Genomic DNA, 18337 nt, shown 5'->3' with positions numbered 1-18337 from the left:
TGAGTTCTGATACATAGCGTTATATCAAATTTTTACCATGGCTAAATGACACTCTTCCACTGTGATATTGAGTCTGTGTTAAAGCTGCATTTTTGCTGAGTCTCGCGGGAGTTTTTATAAAAGAAGTCGTGGTCAGTTTGGTAGGTATTCGATGGGTTTATCTATTTGAAACGAATGAGCCGAGTCTATGCTATTTACTTGTATCACCTTGCTAATAGGACACAGTCGCAAACATCAGAACATCGCCCCGAGTTAACTGCGGGGCAATGATAAAATCGCTTAAATAAACTGCGACAACAGGTCGTTAACAAACATGTGCCCTTTAGGTGTCAAGTGCCAATGAGTATCCGTTTCGGTCACTAACCCACGTGCAATCGACTTATCCATTCCCTCTTTGACGACGGCAGCTTTCTGACCAGTACGCAACTCAAATTCAGTTTTAGGGATTGGCGTCATTAGGCGTAAGCGATTCATTAAATACTCTAACGGTCTGTCTTGCGCAATCACCTCTGTTGTTTCAAAGGTGTAATCACTGGCCGCTAAATAGCCTTTTGGATGTTTAATTTTTACTGTGCGGATGATGTTGTCTGTTTCTGGTAAGGTGATTTTGCCGTGAGCTCCGCAACCTATGCCAAGGTAATCACCAAACTGCCAATAGTTTAGATTGTGTCTGCATTGAAACCCTGGTTTGGCGTAGGCAGAAATCTCGTACTGTTCATAACCTAACTCGGCTAACTTTTTTTGTCCTTGCTCGTAAATATGCCATAGGTTCTCATCATCCGGTAATTGCGGTGGCTTAGAGTGAAATAGCGTATTAGGCTCAATGGTCAGTTGATACCAAGATAAATGCGGTGGCTGCAATGCCGCTGCCGTGTCGATATCATGCATTGCCTCATCAAAACTTTGATTTGGTAAACCGTGCATTAAATCCAAGTTAAAACTTAAATATTGCGCCTGTTTGGCTTTTTTTGCCGCAGTTTTTGCTTCATCTTGATCGTGGATGCGTCCTAAAAGATTAAGTTTCTCTCTTGAAAAACTTTGTACGCCAATCGAAAGACGGGTCACGCCCGCTGCACGATAGGCCGCAAAATCGTCATGTTCCAGTGTGCCAGGGTTGGCCTCCATGGTGATTTCAATATTGTTTTCAAAAGGGATCAAGGCTTCAACACCATTGAGTAAGCGCTGAATTTGACTCGCATCAAATAAAGATGGCGTACCGCCACCAATAAATATGGTGTGTATCGGCCTTTGTTGAACGTAGGCTAAATCGTTTTTAAGGTCAGCCAGTAACGCATCAACATAGGCTTGTTGAGGTAATTCACCATTTTGACCATGGGAATTAAAATCACAATAAGGGCATTTTTGCACGCACCACGGAATATGGATGTACAAGCTTAGTGGTGGTAATGACAACATGGATAAATCACCTTGTAATGAATGGCGTGCGCTATGGTGTAACATTAACCTTGAATAATGCCTTTGGCTTTCATGGCATCAACTAACAGCTCGAGTGCTTTTCCGCGATGGCTGTGGGCATTTTTTTCATCACTGGTTAATTCAGCCGCGGTTTTATCAAAACCCTGGGGAATAAAAATAGGATCATAGCCATGACCTTGCTCACCTTGTGGAGCAAGTGCAATTGCACCTTCCCAGGCCGCCTGACAAATAATAGGTGTTGGGTCTTTCGCATGACGCATATACACTAAAACACATTGAAATCGCGCCGCACGGTGTGGCTTTGATGTCATTTCAGCTAACAGTTTTTGATAATTGCTAAGCTCGGTCGCGTCCGCACCAGAATATCGAGCAGAGTAAATACCAGGCTCACCGTCTAATGCATCGACTTCAATGCCAGAATCATCTGCAATTGCCGGCTTTCCGGTAACACTTGCCGCATGGCGAGCTTTAATAATGGCATTTTCAACAAATGTGGTGCCAGTTTCTGCTACTTCGGGTACGTCAAATTGGCTCTGTGCAAGCACCTGAATATTAAATTTAGCGAGCATCTGGTCAAACTCATTGAGTTTGCCTTTGTTACCACTGGCTAAGACAATTTGCTGTGAAAGTGAGGTTTGCATGAAACGGCCTTAAATCATCATTTATAATGGCAGGCATTATACCCTATGCACGGGGTAAAAGAAGGGTGGCTAAAGCGGATTATCAAGCGGATTATCAAGTGGTCTGGGCGTTGTTAAGTTTCAGCGCATATTCAAGGATGAAATACGCGCTGACACTTAGCAAATGTGGTTACTGCTCGATCAGTTAGTCGACATAAAATTTCTGTTTAAACTTTAATGCGGTATTAAGTTTATTGCCATGCTTAACAGCAATTGTGAAATTGATTTCTTGATCATCACGATAGGGCACCTGTGCGATATAGTAGATTGCATCTCCTTCACGTATTTCTTTAAAATTTAAATCCATACGGGCATCTAATAAGTTATTCGCAATACCAGAAATTTCGACCGCCACCGCAGGATTGCCTTGCTGGCTTGTGTCTAACACTGTGATATTAATAATGCCATTATATTGGCTACGTTCAATACCGTAGGTTTTGGCTATAGCAGGAGTAATAAAGGTGCTGCCAAGCGCCATGTAGTGGATATCATAATTGCCAACTTGTTGCTTTTGCTCAGCAACAGCACTGGTGATAAACAGCATTAAGCTTGTCATTAACGCCAGCGAAAGTATGTTACGTAACATATTTATGTCCTTTTAAACGTTATATAAAAAAGGCAGACTGCAATGAGTCTGCCTTTGGGGATATTTTAAGCTTAGATGTTCGCCCAGAATGGAATGTACTGTGAGAATAAAATATTGATGAAGTTCATGGCGATAAACAACACTAAAACAGATAAATCTAATCCACCAATAGCAGGAATAATGCGACGGATAGGTGCAAGAATTGGCTCGGTTAACTGAGTCATAATCATGACTACTGGGTTATAACCTTGATTGAACCAGCTGAGAACTGCGCGGATTAACAACATCCAAAACAGTAGCACGCCCGCATTTTTGATCACCGCAACAACTGAGAACAATAATAAAATACCAATATCAATACCCGCGCCAGCAATAAGAGTAAGCACTAACATTTTTGCCAGTACCACTAAAAATGCCAGAACCACTGATGCGGTATCTATGCTACCCATAGACGGTAGTATTCTACGCATAGGGGCGACAATCGGTTGGGTCGCTTTCACCACAAACTGGCTAAACGGATTATAAAAGTCAGCGCGAACTAACTGTAGCCAAAAGCGTAGAATGACTACCATCAAATATAAATCAAATACTGTGCTAACTAAAAAACTCATCGCATTCATGATATTGCCTTTCTCTTTCGAGTGTTCTGGGTATTGAACTTAACTGGTTCAGTTTCATTGGGCTGAATTAATCAAGGTAACCAACGAAGTAAAGATTATTCAGGGTGATTTTAGCACCCAATACTGATAACACACTTAATTTCTATCTTTAAAATGTTTTTGCCATTTCTTCAGCTCGGGCGACACAGTTATTCATGGCTTTATCAACCAAGGTACGTAATCCTCCCTGTTCAAATGTTTCAATGGCCTGAGCTGTGGTGCCGCCTTTTGAGGTCACGTTATTACGTAACTCAGCTAAAGATAAATCTTGGTTTTGAATCACCATTTGTGCGGCGCCTAATGCGGCCTGTTCAGCTAACACACGGGCTTTTGCTTCATCCATGCCCATCTTTTTACCTGTTTCTATCATTGATTCAATAAACAAGAAAAAATAGGCCGGGGAGCTACCGGCAAGTGCAATGACTTGATTTAATTCATCTTCTTTTTCAACCCACACTACTTTGCCGCCACTTTGCATCAACTGTTGGCAAATTGCTTTATGTGATTCACTGATGCTGTTATCGGCATAGATACCTGTCATGCCAAAACCTAATTGGGTTGGGGTATTCGGCATAGTGCGGATAAGGGTAATCGGCTGGTTGAAATATTCACTGTAACGAGCGGCAGGAATACCTGCGGCAATAGTAATGACTAACTTATTCGCTAAGTCTAGGTGCTGCATCTGCTCGCAAACTTGTTGCATTAATTGGGGTTTGACACTAAGAACGATCACATCTGCTTGCTCAGCCGCCTTAACATTATCGTTAGACACCACAATACCAAAATCGGAATGCAAAGCATCAAGCTTGGCCTGGCTAGGGTTAGTTGCGTGAACCAATTCACTTGGATAACCATTTTTAATTAACCCGCTAACAATACTGCGAGTCATATTACCTGCGCCAATAAAACATACTTTTGCTTGTGTCATGTTATCAATCCATTCAATTTGTTATTTGCAATTATCTTGAGTCAAGCCAAAACGAAGCAAGAACAGACTACGTCTTTTAAACACAAGTTTATTGTTACTTTAGCCTGAGTGAAACGTAGTCATCGTTTTATCCACACACTTAGGATTAAAATCTGTAAGCTAAGCACTGTGCTCAAAGGGGGGCACAGGGGCCATTATCTACTATGTCGCTAAATCTACTTTGTCGCTAAAAAACAGTTAGGCCATGCTTATCCAAAATGTATAAACTAGGCGTTATATAATCCGAAATCTTTCATTCTATTGATATAAGGTCAAAAACCTTAAAATCAATGCATACTCAATCAATAATGAGGCGCTGTTAAATCAGTACCTCATGCCCTGTCACCAAATATTGCGCTGCCAATACGTACCATGGTCGAGCCATTGGCAATCGCAACGTCTAAATCACCACTCATTCCCATTGAAAGCGTGTCAATATTATCAAAGTGTTGTTGTAAATGTTGATAAATGCGCTGCAGCTTACTGAACTCGTCCTGTTGCACTCGGATATCATCCGTTGCCGTCGGAATGGCCATTACGCCGCGCAGTGTTAGTTTAGGCATGTGGCTTATTTGTGTTGCCAGTGCCATGACTTGTTCTGCATCTATGCCTGACTTAGTGTCTTCTTGACTAATATTGACCTGAATACACACTTGCAAAGGGGCTTTTGCTGGTGGTCGTTGATCATTTAAACGTTGGGCGATTTTTTCGCGGCTTAATGTGTGCATCCAATCAAAGTGCTCAGCAACAACTTTGGTTTTATTGGACTGTAATGGGCCAATAAAGTGCCACTCAATATCAGGAAAGTTGGCACTCAACTCGATAATTTTTTGCTCGCCTTCTTGAACATAGTTTTCGCCAAAAAGACGCTGCCCAGCGTAATAAGCTTCTATAATATCGCTATTAGGTTTGGTTTTACTCACCGCAAGCAGCTTTATCTCATTAGGCATGCGTGAACATTTTTGCGCCGCTTGATTAATTCTACTCTGGGCGATTGATAATCTGTCTGCTATTGTTGTATTCATGTTGTTAAAATGGACATCTCTATAATGGAAATCACTGAATTACTGGCCTTTAGTGTAAAACATAAAGCATCAGATCTACATCTTTCTGCAGGTGTTTCACCTATGATCCGTGTTGACGGTGAAGTCAGAAAAATTAACTTACCGGCGTTAGACCATGCGGGTGTGCACAGTTTAGTGTACGACATTATGAACGATAAACAGCGTAAAGATTATGAAGAACATCTTGAAATTGACTTCTCGTTCGAAGTGCCTAATTTAGCACGCTTTCGTGTTAACGCATTTAACCAGTCACGTGGTGCAGGTGCCGTATTCCGTACCATTCCCTCTGATATTTTATCACTTGAACAATTGGGCGCGCCTGATATCTTCAAAAAAATCTCCAGTTTTCCACGCGGATTAGTGCTGGTAACTGGGCCGACGGGTTCAGGTAAATCAACCACCCTCGCGGCTATGGTCGATTATATTAACGAAAACCGCCACGACCATATTTTAACAATTGAAGATCCTATCGAATTCGTCCATCAAAACAAGCAATGTTTGGTCAACCAACGTGAAGTGCATAAACACACTCATAGCTTTAACGCCGCACTGCGAAGCGCGCTGCGTGAAGACCCTGACGTTATTTTAGTGGGTGAGATGCGTGACTTAGAAACGATTCGTCTAGCCATGACGGCCGCTGAAACCGGTCACTTAGTGTTTGGTACTTTGCATACTACCTCAGCCGCTAAAACCATTGACCGTGTGGTTGACGTATTCCCAGCAGGTGAAAAAAGTATGGTGCGTACCATGCTATCAGAATCACTGCAGGCGGTAATTTCACAAACCTTGATCAAAAAAGTCGGCGGAGGCCGAGTTGCCGCCCATGAAATTATGATGGGAACACCTGCGATTCGAAATCTGATCCGTGAAGACAAAGTTGCGCAAATGTACTCAGCAATTCAAACCGGTATGGCGCATGGTATGCAAACGCTAGAGCAGTGCTTGCAAACACTGGTTAACCGCGGCTTAATTACCCGTGAAGATGCGATGCAAAAAAGCTCGAACAAACAAGCAAACTTCTAAGGAATACTAAAATGGATGTGCGCCCTTTTTTAGCCACAATGGTCGAGAAAAAAGCTTCTGATTTATTCATCACGGCGATGTTTCCGCCCAGTGCCAAAATTGATGGTGAACTTAGGCCATTAACTGAAACTAAGCTAACTCCTGCTCAATCATTAGAGTTTGTTGAATCATTGATGTCTGATGTGCAGAAAAAGGAGTTTAAAGAATCTCGCGAATGTAACTTTGCCTATGCTGTGTCTGGCTTAGGACGATTTCGTGTAAGTGCCTTTTGGCAGCGGGATTCAGCCGGTTGTGTCATGCGCCGTATTGAGACCACTATTCCTGAAGTGGATGATTTAAAGCTGCCACCTATTTTAAAAGATTTGGTGATGAGCAAACGTGGCTTGATTATTATGGTAGGGGGCACTGGCACGGGTAAATCAACGTCACTTGCAGCCTTAATTGGTTATCGTAATCAGCATGCCCGCGGTCATATTCTTACCATTGAAGATCCGGTTGAGTTTGTGCACAACCATCGCCAAAGTATTGTGACTCAACGAGAAGTAGGTATTGATACCGAATCATTTGATGCAGCATTAAAAAGCTCATTGCGTCAGGCGCCAGATGTGATTTTGATTGGTGAAATTCGTACCCAAGAAACCATGGAGTTTGCATTATCATTTGCTGAAACGGGCCACCTATGTATGGCAACGCTGCATGCGAACAACGCTAACCAAGCACTCGATCGTATTATGCACTTGGTGCCAGAAAGTAAGCATGCCCAGCTGTTGTTCGACTTATCGCTTAATTTACGTGGCATTGTGGCTCAGCAGTTAATTGCTAAATCAGATGGCACAGGGCGACGAGCTGCAATCGAAGTGCTAATCAATACTCCGCGTATCAGTAGCTTGATTGCTAAAAATGAACTCCATATGCTAAAAGAAACCATGGCAAAGTCTAATGAGCAAGGGATGCAAACATTTGACCAAGCACTTTTGGGCTTATATACATCAGGCGAAATCAGCTATGCCGATGCACTGCACCATGCCGACTCTCCTAACGATTTGCGTCTAATGATTAAACTTAAAACCAACGACACATCAAATTCTGGTTTCATGGAAGGCGTCACCTTAGATTTAGATTAATCAGCAATACTGGGTTAATTACCACTTGGCGACTAAGCCGCAACAATTGTTGCGGCTTTTTGTTGTACTTGTTGGTTCCATTCTTTTGTTTGTGCCTCAGTTGTTAGCATTCTGTTCATTTAGATGAATTTGATTTTGTTCAATGATTGAGAAACCATTCTATTTACCCTAAGGATTTTTTCATGTCTTTCCTCAAGAAAGCATCACTACCCGCATTATGTGTTATTCCCCTACGCCGCACATTCGTTCTGGTTTGGGGCAACCTACTACATTGGCTTTGAAGATGATTATGATGCAGGCATTCATTATCAATATCAACGTGATAACTTGCGTGTTGATTTTGCTTATTTTGCCAATGATGAATATGGCAAAGGTAGTCGTTTTGACCGTTACTCATTTGATGTGGCAACAACAGCACAATCACCATATGAAGAAGCTGGGCAGTTAAATGCACGACTGGAATACCAGCTGCAACAGGGCGAGTTTAGCCATAAAGTAGGCGGTTCATTTCAATACGGTCAGTTAGATTTTGTAGCTAATGTGTCAGGGCTGAATCCAACAGCAAATACCGATGATATAAACACCTTTGCTGGCGCCGCGCATTGGCAAGCGGATTGGCAAAAGTGGCAGCTTCAATTGCAATACTTGCATTATGATTATGATGTGAACAATAGTAATCGAATCGCCTTATCAGCATTCTCATATCCCTTTGAAATTGCCGCACAAGCGGATGTAGTCACAGCAAATATTTCAAAGTCGATGGATGTAGATTGGGGGCCGATTTCAAACTTAACCTGTTACAACATTACAGCACAGTGATTGCTTCGGGTGATTGCCTAATTCAATGCAAAACGTGACGGGATGTGCGATTACTGCGGGTAAGTTTTATTCGTATGTTGATTGGATTGCCGGAAAAAATAGGAATTTTGCCGGAGGTGAGGGCGTTGGCATTGATAATGGCGATACTGCGTGGCATTCTCGACTTAATATAAATATCGGTTTGTATTTTTAATCGTGATCGAACGGCTGTTTGTGTTCGTATAGAGCTTGATAAATAACAAATAAACTGAGGATTGATCATGTCTGTTACAGCAAAAAGCGTTAATCATTCTATTATGATGCCATTTATCAAAGGCACAGCCGTTATATCTACACTGTTTGTTGGCGCGGCGTTGTATAGCGCCACGGCGACTGCGGCAAGTTGTCCGGATTATTTAAATGTTGAGGCGCGCAAATTACATTCTGAAGAAAATGTAAACCTGTGCGAACTAACCCAAGGTAAGTCGGTATTAATTGTCAATACCGCCTCCAATTGTGGTTTTACGCCGCAATTTAAAGCGCTTGAAGCCTTGCATCAAAATTATAAAGACCAAGGATTAGTGGTAATTGGTTTTCCATCGGATGATTTTTTCCAAGAAGAAAAAGATGAAGCGAAAACCGCAGATGTTTGTTTCTTAAATTACGGTGTCACTTTTACCATGGTGGCAACATCACCGGTTCGAGGCAGCGATGCTAATTCAGTATTTGAACATTTGAACGCCAAAACCAGCGCGCCAAAATGGAATTTCTACAAATACCTCGTATCTGGTGATGGCGAAACTGTGACTCAGTTTAACTCGCGAGTGAAACCCGACAGCGAAGAGCTAAAAAATGCGATTGAAAAACAGTTAAGCCTATAACCCCGATAGCTCAATCGTCATTTTATCAAAACGGAATAAGTTGTTTTTCAACCCATTCAAACCTTAATAACGGCAATATTTCGGGTTAAGCTAAAGCCGTTTTTAAGATAAAAGATTATTTGATAGGCCATTTATTCGGCTGCAGTGATAATTTTGGCTAGTTAAGTCGCATTTTCAGCAAGATATTGGGACAACAAGACGTAAAAATAATATCCTTTTTAGATTAAAAAGTACGATACAAAACAATAAAAACTAGGAGCGAGTTTTGGCGCGATTCTCAGGGTTAGACAAAGAAACAGGTCACAGTGCACGTGGTAAAACAGGCGTATTATTAGTTAACTTAGGTACGCCAGATGAACCAACAGCATCAGCGGTTAGGCGTTATCTTGCAGAGTTTTTAGCGGATCCTCGGGTGGTTGAAATTCCAAAGCTAATTTGGATGATGATATTACACGGTATTATTTTGCGTGTTCGTCCGGCAAAGTCAGCGGCGCTTTACAAAGAGATCTGGACAGAAGAAGGTTCGCCATTATTAGCAATTAGCAGACAACAACAATCAAAGTTGGCTGATTTGTTAGCGACATCGGGCGTTAACGCGTCAGTGCACCTTGCTATGCGTTATGGCTCGCCATCGGTAGCCTCAACCTTACAAGATATGCACAAGCAAGGTATTGATAAATTAGTGGTATTACCGCTTTACCCTCAATATGCAGCGCCTACAACAGCATCGGCATTTGATGCCATAGCCAAAGAGTTATGTAAATGGCGTTACCTGCCAGCATTGCACTTTATTAATACTTATCACGATCACCCAGACTTGATAAATGCGTTAGCAAATTCAATTCAACAAGACTTTGATAAAAACGGTAAACCGCAAAAGTTAGTGTTGTCATATCACGGCATGCCAGAACGCAATTTACATTTGGGCGATCCCTATTATTGCTTTTGCATGAAAACGACCCGCTTAGTGGTTGAAAAACTGGGATTAACTGAAGACGATTATATCACCACATTCCAATCGCGCTTTGGTAAAGCTAAATGGTTACAACCCTATACCGATGCGACAATTGAAGCATTACCAGCAAAAGGGATTAATGATATTGCGGTAATTTGCCCCGCCTTTAGTGCCGACTGTTTAGAAACCCTAGAAGAAATTCAAGGTGAAAATCGTCACGTATTTGAAGGCGCTGGTGGCAAAAACTTCAGATACATTGAATGTTTGAATGCCAACGATGACCATATCAAAATGATGGCTAATATCGTTAAACCTTATCTATAAAGCAAGTAAAGGACGAAGGCGCACTTCGTCCTTCTTGGGCCTACTTAGACAGTGTTTAATCCTAACAACCTTACTTTACATCGAAGCAATCTTTTATAGCGCACCAGCTATGCGAAGCCCTTATTAGCTTTAGGCTCTTGCATCTAGCCCATAGACGCTAGAACCTCGTTGCAACATCTCGCTTCATCTATATCAATTTGTTAGACTCAACATAACAATGGTTAACGCATATAAGTTATGAGAATAGATCCCAACATAGCCCTAGTTTTCAGTACCGATAAAGGCAGAATTGAACCCGATAAAATAGTAGATGCTGTGCCAGAAGGCGATGGCATTGTGCGTATTCACAAAGACAGTAAAGGCCGCAAAGGCAAAGGTGTGAGTGTCATTAAAGGCTTAGGTTTGGATCAAACTGAACTAAAAGCATTGGCACAAAAGCTTAAAAAGCAATGCGGCTGCGGTGGTACGGTCAAAGACTTTACCATTGAAGTACAAACAGACAATCGTGAACAATTGAAAACCTTGCTAGAAAAAATGAATTATACGGTAAAGTTAGCGGGTGGTTAAAAGAACTAGCTGATGTGCTAGGGGCTGTTTTTGAAAAAACAACTTTTAAACATCAACAATCTCCAGCAACCTATCGTGAAAGTTGATGCATTTAGACTCATTATTTAACAAGAGAGACTGATTATGGATGAATCTAAAACGAATCTAAAAGAAGCACAAAAAAGTCGTTTAAAAGGCGATAACTTACAAGGTTATTTGTTGATAGCTATGCCCTCACTTGAGGAAACTTTTTTTGAACGTAGCGTCATTTATGTTTGTGAGCATGACGAAAAAGGGGCCATGGGATTAATTATCAATCGTCCTATCGGTATTGAGCTGGAAGATTTATTAGAGCAAATGGGTCTAAATCCGCCACCAGAAACGGCATTTTATATCAATTCACAGGTATTGGTTGGTGGACCTGTTTCACCCGATAGAGGATTTGTATTGCATAGTCCGCAGTCCAATTGGTTGAATAGCCATCAGATCAGCGAGTATTGCATGCTAACCTCATCTCGCGATGTACTGTCATCAATTGGTACGGCCAAATCGCCAACCGATTATATCGTTGCATTAGGTTATGCGGGCTGGGGTAAAGACCAGTTAGAACAGGAGTTAGCCGATAATACCTGGCTAACGATAAAAGCGACACCCGAGTTACTGTATTCTAAAGACCCCGAGCATTTATGGGATATTGCCTCAAAGCAACTTGGATTTGATATGTGGCAAATATCATCACAAATTGGCCATGCTTAATGAAGGCACATAGCGTTTAGTCGCTAGAAACTAGAAGCTAGAAACTAGAAGCTAGAAGCTAGAAGTTAGAAGCTAGAAGCTAGAGGCTAGAGGCTAGAGGCTAGAAGCGAGAGGCTAGAGGCTAGAAGCGAGAGGCTAGAGGCTAGAGGCTAGAAGCGAGAGGCTAGAGGCTAGAGGCTAGAGGCTAGAAGCTAGAAGTCTGCACCTATTTTTATAATGAGAAAATCATGCACCCACAAACCGTACTAGGTTTTGACTATGGTACCAAAAGTATTGGCATCGCCATTGGCCAAGCTATAACAGGCAGTGCTAGCCCGCTGATGTCAATTAAAGCGGTTGACGGTATTCCTAATTGGGATGACATTGGTAAGTTAATTCAAGAATGGCAACCGGATTTAGTTGTTGTCGGTCTACCACTGAATATGGATGGTACCGAGCAAGAAATGACCCAGCGAGCGCGCAAGTTTGCTAACCGCATTAATGGCCGTTTTGGTATAAAAGTCGCAACTCAAGATGAACGGTTAACCACTGCAGACGCCAAAGCACGATTATTTGAACTCGGCGGATTTAAAGCGCTGACTAAAGGGCAGGTTGATGCGGTTTCTGCAGTGCTGATCATTGAAAGTTACTTTGAAAACCAGTTTTAATCTAGAATCTAGAATCTAGAATCTAGAATCTAGAATCTAGCACTCTAGCCTCTAGCCTCTAGCACTCTAGCACTCTAGCACTCTAGCTTCTAGCTTCTAGCACTCTAGCCTCTAGCAGTTAGATTTACTTGACAATCATTTAGCTGTCTATAAGCTAACAATGAATTAACGTGTTGTATTTGGAGTCTTTATGAAGAAGTTGTTTTTAGCCGCAGCAGTATTAGCTTTAAGTGCGTGCAGCACATTAAAAATCAATACAGATTTCGACCCAGCGGTGTCGTTTAACCAATTTAAAACCTTTGCTTGGGTTGAAGCTAAAACTACCGATGAAGGTTATCATCTAGACGGTCTACTTGATCAGCGTGTAAGAGATGCCGTTGACAACCAAATGGCCGCGAAAGGATTAACTAAGGCATCAGTGGAAGAAGCCGATTTATTGGTGAATTATCTCACCAAAGTCGATAAAAAAATCAATGTAGATACCTTTAACAATAACTTTGGATATAACCCATATTACGGTCCTGGTTGGGGATGGGGCGGTTCAATGCAGACCCAAACAACAGTACGTGAATATGAAGTCGGCACTTTGATCATCGATTTAGTCGATAACAAAACGGATAAGTTAGTCTGGCGAGGCAGTGTTGCTGATACGATTCGTGATCACAACACCCCACAAGAGCGAGTTGAGATTATCAACAACGCCATTGGCCAAGTGATGTCAGCTTTTCCACCTCAGCCAGCAGAATAATTTACAAACCAGTGCAAGCTGCGCTAACAAGCGCAGCTGTTTCTTAATTGAACAAATAAAACCAATTCTCTCGCCTGATATCTAAAGTTAACCCAATTATCTAAAGTTAACCCAATTATCTAAAGTTAACCCAATTATCTAAAGTTAACCCAACTATCTAAAGTTAACCCAACTATCTAAAATTTAATCTAAATATTTCCAAATCGCTGCCTTATTGCCACCTCATTGCTTCAACATAATGTCAGTTAAAACTGGGCGAAGACATTTTTAGAGTCTGGAGTCTAAAAATAAGGATATGTGGGGGTATTTTTCTTTACCCTCAAAAAAGCATTTGTTAGAATTCACGACGGTGATAAGGACCTTCGCATTTTTTAATTGAGTGACCCTTCCAATGAAATCTTGGTATCTTTTGTACTGTAAACCACGTGAAGAATTACGTGCACTGCAAAACCTAGCGCTTCAACAAGTTGAAAGCTATTTGCCAATGATTAAAGAATCAAAAACAATAAAATCGATCACTAAAATAGTCGAAACGCCACTATTTCCAAATTACCTGTTTATTCATTTTGACCCAACAGAATTCAGTGTCAGTAAGATCCACTCAACCCGAGGCGCTAGCCGCATCATTGGTTGTAAAGAGGTTATGACGCCTATTGATGATCGTTTAATCAATGAGATTAAACGCCGGGTTAATGCGCATATACCCAAACAGGAAAAAGGCATTCAAAAAGGCGATAAGGTGAAGTTCATAGAAGGTCCATTTATTGATTTACAAGCCATCTTTGAAGAGCGAAATGCCGAAAAACGTTGCTATGTATTGTTCAATATTATGGGCCAGCAAAAGCGCATATTAGTGGATGAAACCAGCATAAAAAAACTTACCGAAGAGAGTGGGAGTAAGTGATTTTTGTTGCTTGAAAAATAAACATGCATTAGATATTCGCTTCTATGCTTGTAAGACATTGACCATTTACATTGGTTGGCCGGTTACTGAAAAAATCATTCGTTAACAGAATGCCAATAGATAACTATTTAAAATCATTTATTTAGCTTTTTTGTAACAGGCTGGTGCAATTTTTTTAAATCGTATGTGTAACAAATCAGTCATTTAATATTGAATGGTTGAATTATGTGCATATTTAAGCACAAACATAAGCTATAATACGGCGCACTTTTAAGATTGGTTCAGTTTTAGACTAATCATTCTATCTAGAACAAAATCAGACATTTCGCACCGCGAAGGGCAATATAGAAGCCGAAATCTATGGGCGGTAGCGTGTCCGAAGGACATCGAATGAACAGTTTCATTCGTTTAGCTATAAGCCGAAGGGCGTCTCGCCCGCTACGCGGATCGGTAGCATAGATCTTGAAAGCAAGGTCGTGACCTTTCTGATAATTGTGATCTTTTAGTCTTTTAGTGAACGCCGAAAATAATTGTCGGGAACAATTATTAACAGCTTTAGTCTGGCCCGAAGGGGAAAATACAGGACGTATTTTATAAAGGACATCGAATGAAAGTTTCTGTCTTTTAGTGAACGCCGAAAATAATTGTCAGGAACAATTATTAACAGCTTTAGCTGGCTCGAAGAGTGAAATACAGGACGTATTTCATCAGGGCGTCTCGCCCGCCACGCGATTGAAGTGTCAGGAACACTTCAAAATTGCTTTAGCAAGCCCGCAGGGTGGAGTATATGGAATAATCGGTAGCATAGAGCTTTAAAGTTCGGCAAGCTTGCCGACCAAATTTTATGAATAGAGCCTAGCAACACAATCAACAGGCTCTATCAACCTAGAATCTAGAATCTAGAATCTAGAGTCTAATCTTAGAACCAATTTCAAAACCAATAATATCGGAGATACCTGGTGTTCCATAAAACCAAAAACATGTTCATTGCAGGATTATCTGCCCTTATTATCATTAGCTCGCCAGCGCTTGCTATCACGCCTTCACCGCAAATGATTGAGCAATTTAAACAATTGCCGAAATCAGAGCAACAACGAATTGCCAAGCAATACGGAATCGATCCTAGTGTGCTTGCTGGTGGTCAACAAGCTGCTCAGATTTCTAATCCTGAAGTTGTATCACAGCGTAATACTGAGAAAGATAATTCTGAGAAAGATAACGCTGATGCCGAGAAAGATATTGCTAATGCCAAGAAAAAAACTGACGACTTTGACTTTACAGACGACAACCAAAAAGGCGAGTTAAAACGTTTTGGCTACGACATGTTCGCCGGCGAACCATCCACTTTTGCACCTGTAACTGATGTACCAGTTCCCAGCGATTATAAGGTTGGCCCTGGCGATACTATTAAGGTTCAATTATTTGGTAAAGATAATAAAGAATACACCCTTAACATTAACCGCGATGGCACTATTCAGTTTCCTGAATTAGGCCCTATTTCGGTTAATGGCTTAAGTTTTTCTGAACTTCGTGAACAATTACAACAACGTATTAAGCAACAAATGATAGGTATTGAATCAAATATTTCTATGGGCGAATTACGCTCAATTAGAATATTTGTTGCAGGTGATGCTTATAAATCAGGTTCATATACAGTTTCTAGCTTATCGACTATTACCCAAGCTTTATTTGTAGCCGGTGGTGTGAATGAAATCGGCAGCCTCAGAAACATACAGGTGAAGCGTAGCGGCAAGTTAGTCGGCACCTTTGATATGTATGACCTATTACTTCGAGGTGATGCTTCAGGTGACATCGGTCTTCGTTCAGGTGACGTAGTCTTTATTCCTTCAGTGGGCGGTTTGGTTTCGGTAACTGGTGAAGTGCGTCGTCCTGCTATTTATGAGTTAAAAACCGGTGAAACGGTTGCGGATATTGTCAAAATGGCAGCAGGTGTAACTCAAGCTGCTTATTCAAAATCGACCAGTATCGAACGTTATAATGCCAATGGCTTAAAAACCATTGTTAACGTAGATTTAACGACCAACAAAGGCGCGCAAGTTAAGGCAAAAGCAGGTGATGTGGTTCGTGTTAAAAATGCCTCACTACAATATGAAGATGCCGTAACCATTGTTGGTGCTGTGGTTCGCCCAGGTAAATACCAATGGCAAGCGGGTCAAAAAGTAAGTCATTTACTGTCTTCTATATGGGGCGATTTGTCTGCAAATGTCGATTTAGATTATGCATTAGTTGTACGTGAAACAAATAAATATGGCGATATCAACGTTTTTCAATTCGCATTAGGTAAGGCGATTAATGAGCCGCAATCTGATCAAAATTTATTATTACAACCTCGCGATAAAGTAATTGTATTTAATTTCAATGATAAAACATTGAACCGTTATGAATTAAACAAATTAATTCAAACGCGCATTAAAAAAATATCTTCATTAAGGGGTGAAGCCCTAGTCAGTAATGACACCTTTGAAAGTGGCTTTAACTCACTCAATACCTCGTTGGATAATCGTTATAGAAGTTCAATTGCCGGCGTAGCCATTACTGGCAGTGTTGAAGAAAAAGATGATGTAGTTAAAAACGAAGTAGAAAAAATGCTGACAAATCTTTTTGAAGACAGAGATTTGATAAAGCTAAGTCATTCAATGCGCAGAAGCGAGCTACTTTATCCAATACTTAACCGACTGTCACTGCAGCTTAAGGTGAGTCAAGGCGTTAGCATTGTCGCGATTGGTGGCAAAGTTAGGCACCCTGGTGTTTATCCGCTTACGCAAAATGCTCATGTGGCTGAATTACTGATTGCAGCAGGTGGGTTATCTGAAGGAGCTTATGTAGAACGCGCTGAATTGACAAGAGCCAAGGATACCGATGAACTGGCAGACATTACCCATACAAATGTGAATATCAATGGCGTTTTACTTGGTATGCCAGAAGATAATATCAGTTTACAAAGCCGTGACATGTTAACCGTATTGACTACACCAGAATGGCAAGAGCGCAAAGTGATTGAAATTCGTGGTGAAGTTAAATTCCCAGGTACGTACAATATCCGCCGTGGTGAGCGCTTATCTGATGTACTAACACGAGCGGGCGGCTTTACTGATTTTGCATTCCCAAGTGCAGCGGTGTTTGTTCGTGATTCAATTAAAAATCAAGAGCAACTCGAGATTAAAAAGTTAGCGGATCAATTACGTCGTGATATTGCTACCCGAGGTGTATCAAAAGACGGCACGGTAGTGAATTATGCCGATGCACAGCTTATGTTAACCGATTTAGAAAATATTAAGGCTGTTGGGCGTTTGGTTGTTGACCTAAATGCCATTAGCTTAGGGATCCCAGAAGCAGATATCCAGCTAGAAAATAGTGATATTTTGTATGTACCAACCGTTAAGCAAACGGTTTCTGTTATGGGTGAAGTTCAGCATCAAGCAACCCACAGATTTAAAGATGGCCTAACGTTAGATAATTACTTAGATATGTCTGGTGGCCCAAGAGAGCGTGCAGATGATGACCGCACCTATATCATCAAAGCCGATGGCTCGGTAATGTTACCTGTAGCAAGCCTATGGTTCAGCGGAAATGCGACCCTTTCACCAGGCGACACTATCGTCGTGCCACTAGATACAGAATACAAAGACAATCTAACCCTGTGGACTCAAATTACGACCATCATCTACAACTCAGCAATCGCTCTAGCCACAATCTCGACGTTGTAGGGTAATGTAGAACTCAACATTGCTAGGACGTGACTTAGTCACTGTGGATTACGGAACGGCCTCCGGCCTTACGGTTAAACCCGAAAGTGAAGGTTTCAGTCTTCGGTGAACTTAGCGTTTATTGCAATAACAACCAAGGATGGTTATGAAATTTCAAACTTTAGAAGTTTGGCAGCTAAGTTATCAACTGTCGTGTTCAATATACATAGAGACTAAAGAGTTGAGGGATTGGGGATTCAAAGACCAAATTACTCGTTCAGGTCTTTCTGTTCCTTCGAACATTGCAGAGGGAATTGAACGGCAGGGTTCAAAAGAGCAAATACAGTTTTTGTATATTGCTAAAGCATCGCTAGCCGAAGTTATGACACAGGCGATGATAGGTAAAGATATAGGCTATCTAGAAACTAAATTCGTGGATGAGCTACTTACTAAATCAGAGAGAGTATCGGCAATGCTTGCTGGATTGATAAAGAGTATAAAAGCCCGCAATAACGTTTAGTGAGAGGGCTT

At 41.3% G+C, this 18337-nt stretch carries 19 protein-coding genes; 13 read left to right on the top strand and 6 right to left on the bottom strand.

Translation table 11 applies throughout. The features are described from left to right. Positions 1-279: 279 nt before the first annotated feature. The 6 genes from hemW to ORI98_RS01410 all read right to left on the bottom strand — a co-directional run bounded on the left by hemW (position 280) and on the right by ORI98_RS01410 (position 5354). Entirely contained in the window at positions 280-1416 is a 1137-nt protein-coding gene (gene hemW / locus ORI98_RS01435) for a radical SAM family heme chaperone HemW (RefSeq protein WP_306133976.1), read from the bottom strand. Positions 1417-1460: 44 nt separating this feature from the next. Then, a complete protein-coding gene (rdgB, locus tag ORI98_RS01430) occupies positions 1461-2078 on the bottom strand; it encodes an RdgB/HAM1 family non-canonical purine NTP pyrophosphatase (RefSeq protein ID WP_306133975.1) in 618 nt (205 codons plus the stop codon). Between the two features lie 184 nt (positions 2079-2262). Further along, complete coding sequence (locus ORI98_RS01425) at positions 2263-2703, bottom strand: DUF4426 domain-containing protein (protein ID WP_261299271.1); 441 nt, start codon at positions 2701-2703, stop codon at positions 2263-2265. A gap of 71 nt (positions 2704-2774) precedes the next feature. Then, positions 2775-3323, bottom strand: a complete 549-nt coding sequence (locus tag ORI98_RS01420) for a YggT family protein (RefSeq protein WP_261299272.1) — start codon at positions 3321-3323, stop codon at positions 2775-2777. 148 nt (positions 3324-3471) lie between these two features. After that, positions 3472-4290: a pyrroline-5-carboxylate reductase gene (gene proC, locus ORI98_RS01415; protein ID WP_306133974.1), complete on the bottom strand. Its 819-nt coding sequence runs from the start codon at positions 4288-4290 to the stop codon at positions 3472-3474. A gap of 371 nt (positions 4291-4661) precedes the next feature. Further along, on the bottom strand, positions 4662-5354 hold the full coding sequence (locus ORI98_RS01410; RefSeq protein WP_306133973.1) for a YggS family pyridoxal phosphate-dependent enzyme: 693 nt from the start codon (positions 5352-5354) through the stop codon (positions 4662-4664). 24 nt (positions 5355-5378) lie between these two features. Here ORI98_RS01410 and ORI98_RS01405 point away from each other — a divergent pair, with 24 nt between their 5' ends. The 13 genes from ORI98_RS01405 (at position 5379) to ORI98_RS01345 (ending at position 18326) form a co-directional block, all read left to right on the top strand. After that, positions 5379-6416, top strand: a complete 1038-nt coding sequence (locus ORI98_RS01405) for a type IV pilus twitching motility protein PilT (RefSeq protein ID WP_188841225.1) — start codon at positions 5379-5381, stop codon at positions 6414-6416. Between the two features lie 11 nt (positions 6417-6427). Then, positions 6428-7540, top strand: a complete 1113-nt coding sequence (locus tag ORI98_RS01400) for a PilT/PilU family type 4a pilus ATPase (RefSeq protein ID WP_306133972.1) — start codon at positions 6428-6430, stop codon at positions 7538-7540. 219 nt (positions 7541-7759) lie between these two features. Further along, entirely contained in the window at positions 7760-8359 is a 600-nt protein-coding gene (locus ORI98_RS01395) for a hypothetical protein (protein ID WP_306133971.1), read from the top strand. Positions 8360-8384: 25 nt separating this feature from the next. Beyond that, complete coding sequence (locus tag ORI98_RS01390) at positions 8385-8552, top strand: hypothetical protein (protein ID WP_306133969.1); 168 nt, start codon at positions 8385-8387, stop codon at positions 8550-8552. A 103-nt stretch (positions 8553-8655) separates the two neighbouring features. After that, entirely contained in the window at positions 8656-9219 is a 564-nt protein-coding gene (locus ORI98_RS01385) for a glutathione peroxidase (protein ID WP_306134060.1), read from the top strand. A gap of 265 nt (positions 9220-9484) precedes the next feature. Then, entirely contained in the window at positions 9485-10498 is a 1014-nt protein-coding gene (gene hemH, locus ORI98_RS01380) for a ferrochelatase (RefSeq protein ID WP_306133968.1), read from the top strand. 237 nt (positions 10499-10735) lie between these two features. Further along, positions 10736-11065, top strand: a complete 330-nt coding sequence (yciH, locus tag ORI98_RS01375) for a stress response translation initiation inhibitor YciH (protein ID WP_188840990.1) — start codon at positions 10736-10738, stop codon at positions 11063-11065. A 123-nt stretch (positions 11066-11188) separates the two neighbouring features. Continuing rightward, positions 11189-11800: a YqgE/AlgH family protein gene (locus ORI98_RS01370; RefSeq protein ID WP_306133966.1), complete on the top strand. Its 612-nt coding sequence runs from the start codon at positions 11189-11191 to the stop codon at positions 11798-11800. A gap of 227 nt (positions 11801-12027) precedes the next feature. Then, positions 12028-12447, top strand: a complete 420-nt coding sequence (gene ruvX, locus ORI98_RS01365) for a Holliday junction resolvase RuvX (RefSeq protein ID WP_306133965.1) — start codon at positions 12028-12030, stop codon at positions 12445-12447. Positions 12448-12637: 190 nt separating this feature from the next. Then, a complete protein-coding gene (locus tag ORI98_RS01360; protein ID WP_306133964.1) occupies positions 12638-13195 on the top strand; it encodes a DUF4136 domain-containing protein in 558 nt (185 codons plus the stop codon). Between the two features lie 391 nt (positions 13196-13586). After that, a complete protein-coding gene (gene rfaH / locus ORI98_RS01355) occupies positions 13587-14099 on the top strand; it encodes a transcription/translation regulatory transformer protein RfaH (protein ID WP_306133963.1) in 513 nt (170 codons plus the stop codon). A gap of 959 nt (positions 14100-15058) precedes the next feature. Beyond that, positions 15059-17827, top strand: a complete 2769-nt coding sequence (locus ORI98_RS01350) for an SLBB domain-containing protein (protein ID WP_306133962.1) — start codon at positions 15059-15061, stop codon at positions 17825-17827. Between the two features lie 145 nt (positions 17828-17972). Next, positions 17973-18326 carry a four helix bundle protein gene (locus ORI98_RS01345; RefSeq protein WP_306133961.1) on the top strand — a complete coding sequence of 118 codons (354 nt, stop codon included), beginning with the start codon at positions 17973-17975 and terminating at the stop codon, positions 18324-18326. The last annotated feature ends 11 nt before the right edge of the window (positions 18327-18337 follow it).

The organism is Shewanella sp. ULN5 (assembly GCF_030731885.1).
Taxonomy (GTDB): domain Bacteria; phylum Pseudomonadota; class Gammaproteobacteria; order Enterobacterales; family Shewanellaceae; genus Shewanella; species Shewanella holmiensis.
This window is presented reverse-complemented; position numbering and strand designations above follow the sequence as displayed.

Excerpts from the sequence above, each read along its gene's own strand:
- hemW (WP_306133976.1), bottom strand. The coding sequence starts at position 1,416 with ATGTTGTCATTACCACCACTAAGCTTGTACATCCATATTCCGTGGTGC.
- rdgB (WP_306133975.1), bottom strand. The coding sequence starts at position 2,078 with ATGCAAACCTCACTTTCACAGCAAATTGTCTTAGCCAGTGGTAACAAA.
- ORI98_RS01425 (WP_261299271.1), bottom strand. The coding sequence starts at position 2,703 with ATGTTACGTAACATACTTTCGCTGGCGTTAATGACAAGCTTAATGCTG.
- ORI98_RS01420 (WP_261299272.1), bottom strand. The coding sequence starts at position 3,323 with ATGAATGCGATGAGTTTTTTAGTTAGCACAGTATTTGATTTATATTTG.
- proC (WP_306133974.1), bottom strand. The coding sequence starts at position 4,290 with ATGACACAAGCAAAAGTATGTTTTATTGGCGCAGGTAATATGACTCGC.
- ORI98_RS01410 (WP_306133973.1), bottom strand. The coding sequence starts at position 5,354 with ATGAATACAACAATAGCAGACAGATTATCAATCGCCCAGAGTAGAATT.
- ORI98_RS01405 (WP_188841225.1), top strand. The coding sequence starts at position 5,379 with ATGGAAATCACTGAATTACTGGCCTTTAGTGTAAAACATAAAGCATCA.
- ORI98_RS01400 (WP_306133972.1), top strand. The coding sequence starts at position 6,428 with ATGGATGTGCGCCCTTTTTTAGCCACAATGGTCGAGAAAAAAGCTTCT.
- ORI98_RS01390 (WP_306133969.1), top strand. The coding sequence starts at position 8,385 with ATGCAAAACGTGACGGGATGTGCGATTACTGCGGGTAAGTTTTATTCG.
- ORI98_RS01385 (WP_306134060.1), top strand. The coding sequence starts at position 8,656 with ATGATGCCATTTATCAAAGGCACAGCCGTTATATCTACACTGTTTGTT.
- yciH (WP_188840990.1), top strand. The coding sequence starts at position 10,736 with ATGAGAATAGATCCCAACATAGCCCTAGTTTTCAGTACCGATAAAGGC.
- ORI98_RS01370 (WP_306133966.1), top strand. The coding sequence starts at position 11,189 with ATGGATGAATCTAAAACGAATCTAAAAGAAGCACAAAAAAGTCGTTTA.
- ruvX (WP_306133965.1), top strand. The coding sequence starts at position 12,028 with ATGCACCCACAAACCGTACTAGGTTTTGACTATGGTACCAAAAGTATT.
- ORI98_RS01360 (WP_306133964.1), top strand. The coding sequence starts at position 12,638 with ATGAAGAAGTTGTTTTTAGCCGCAGCAGTATTAGCTTTAAGTGCGTGC.
- rfaH (WP_306133963.1), top strand. The coding sequence starts at position 13,587 with ATGAAATCTTGGTATCTTTTGTACTGTAAACCACGTGAAGAATTACGT.
- ORI98_RS01345 (WP_306133961.1), top strand. The coding sequence starts at position 17,973 with ATGAAATTTCAAACTTTAGAAGTTTGGCAGCTAAGTTATCAACTGTCG.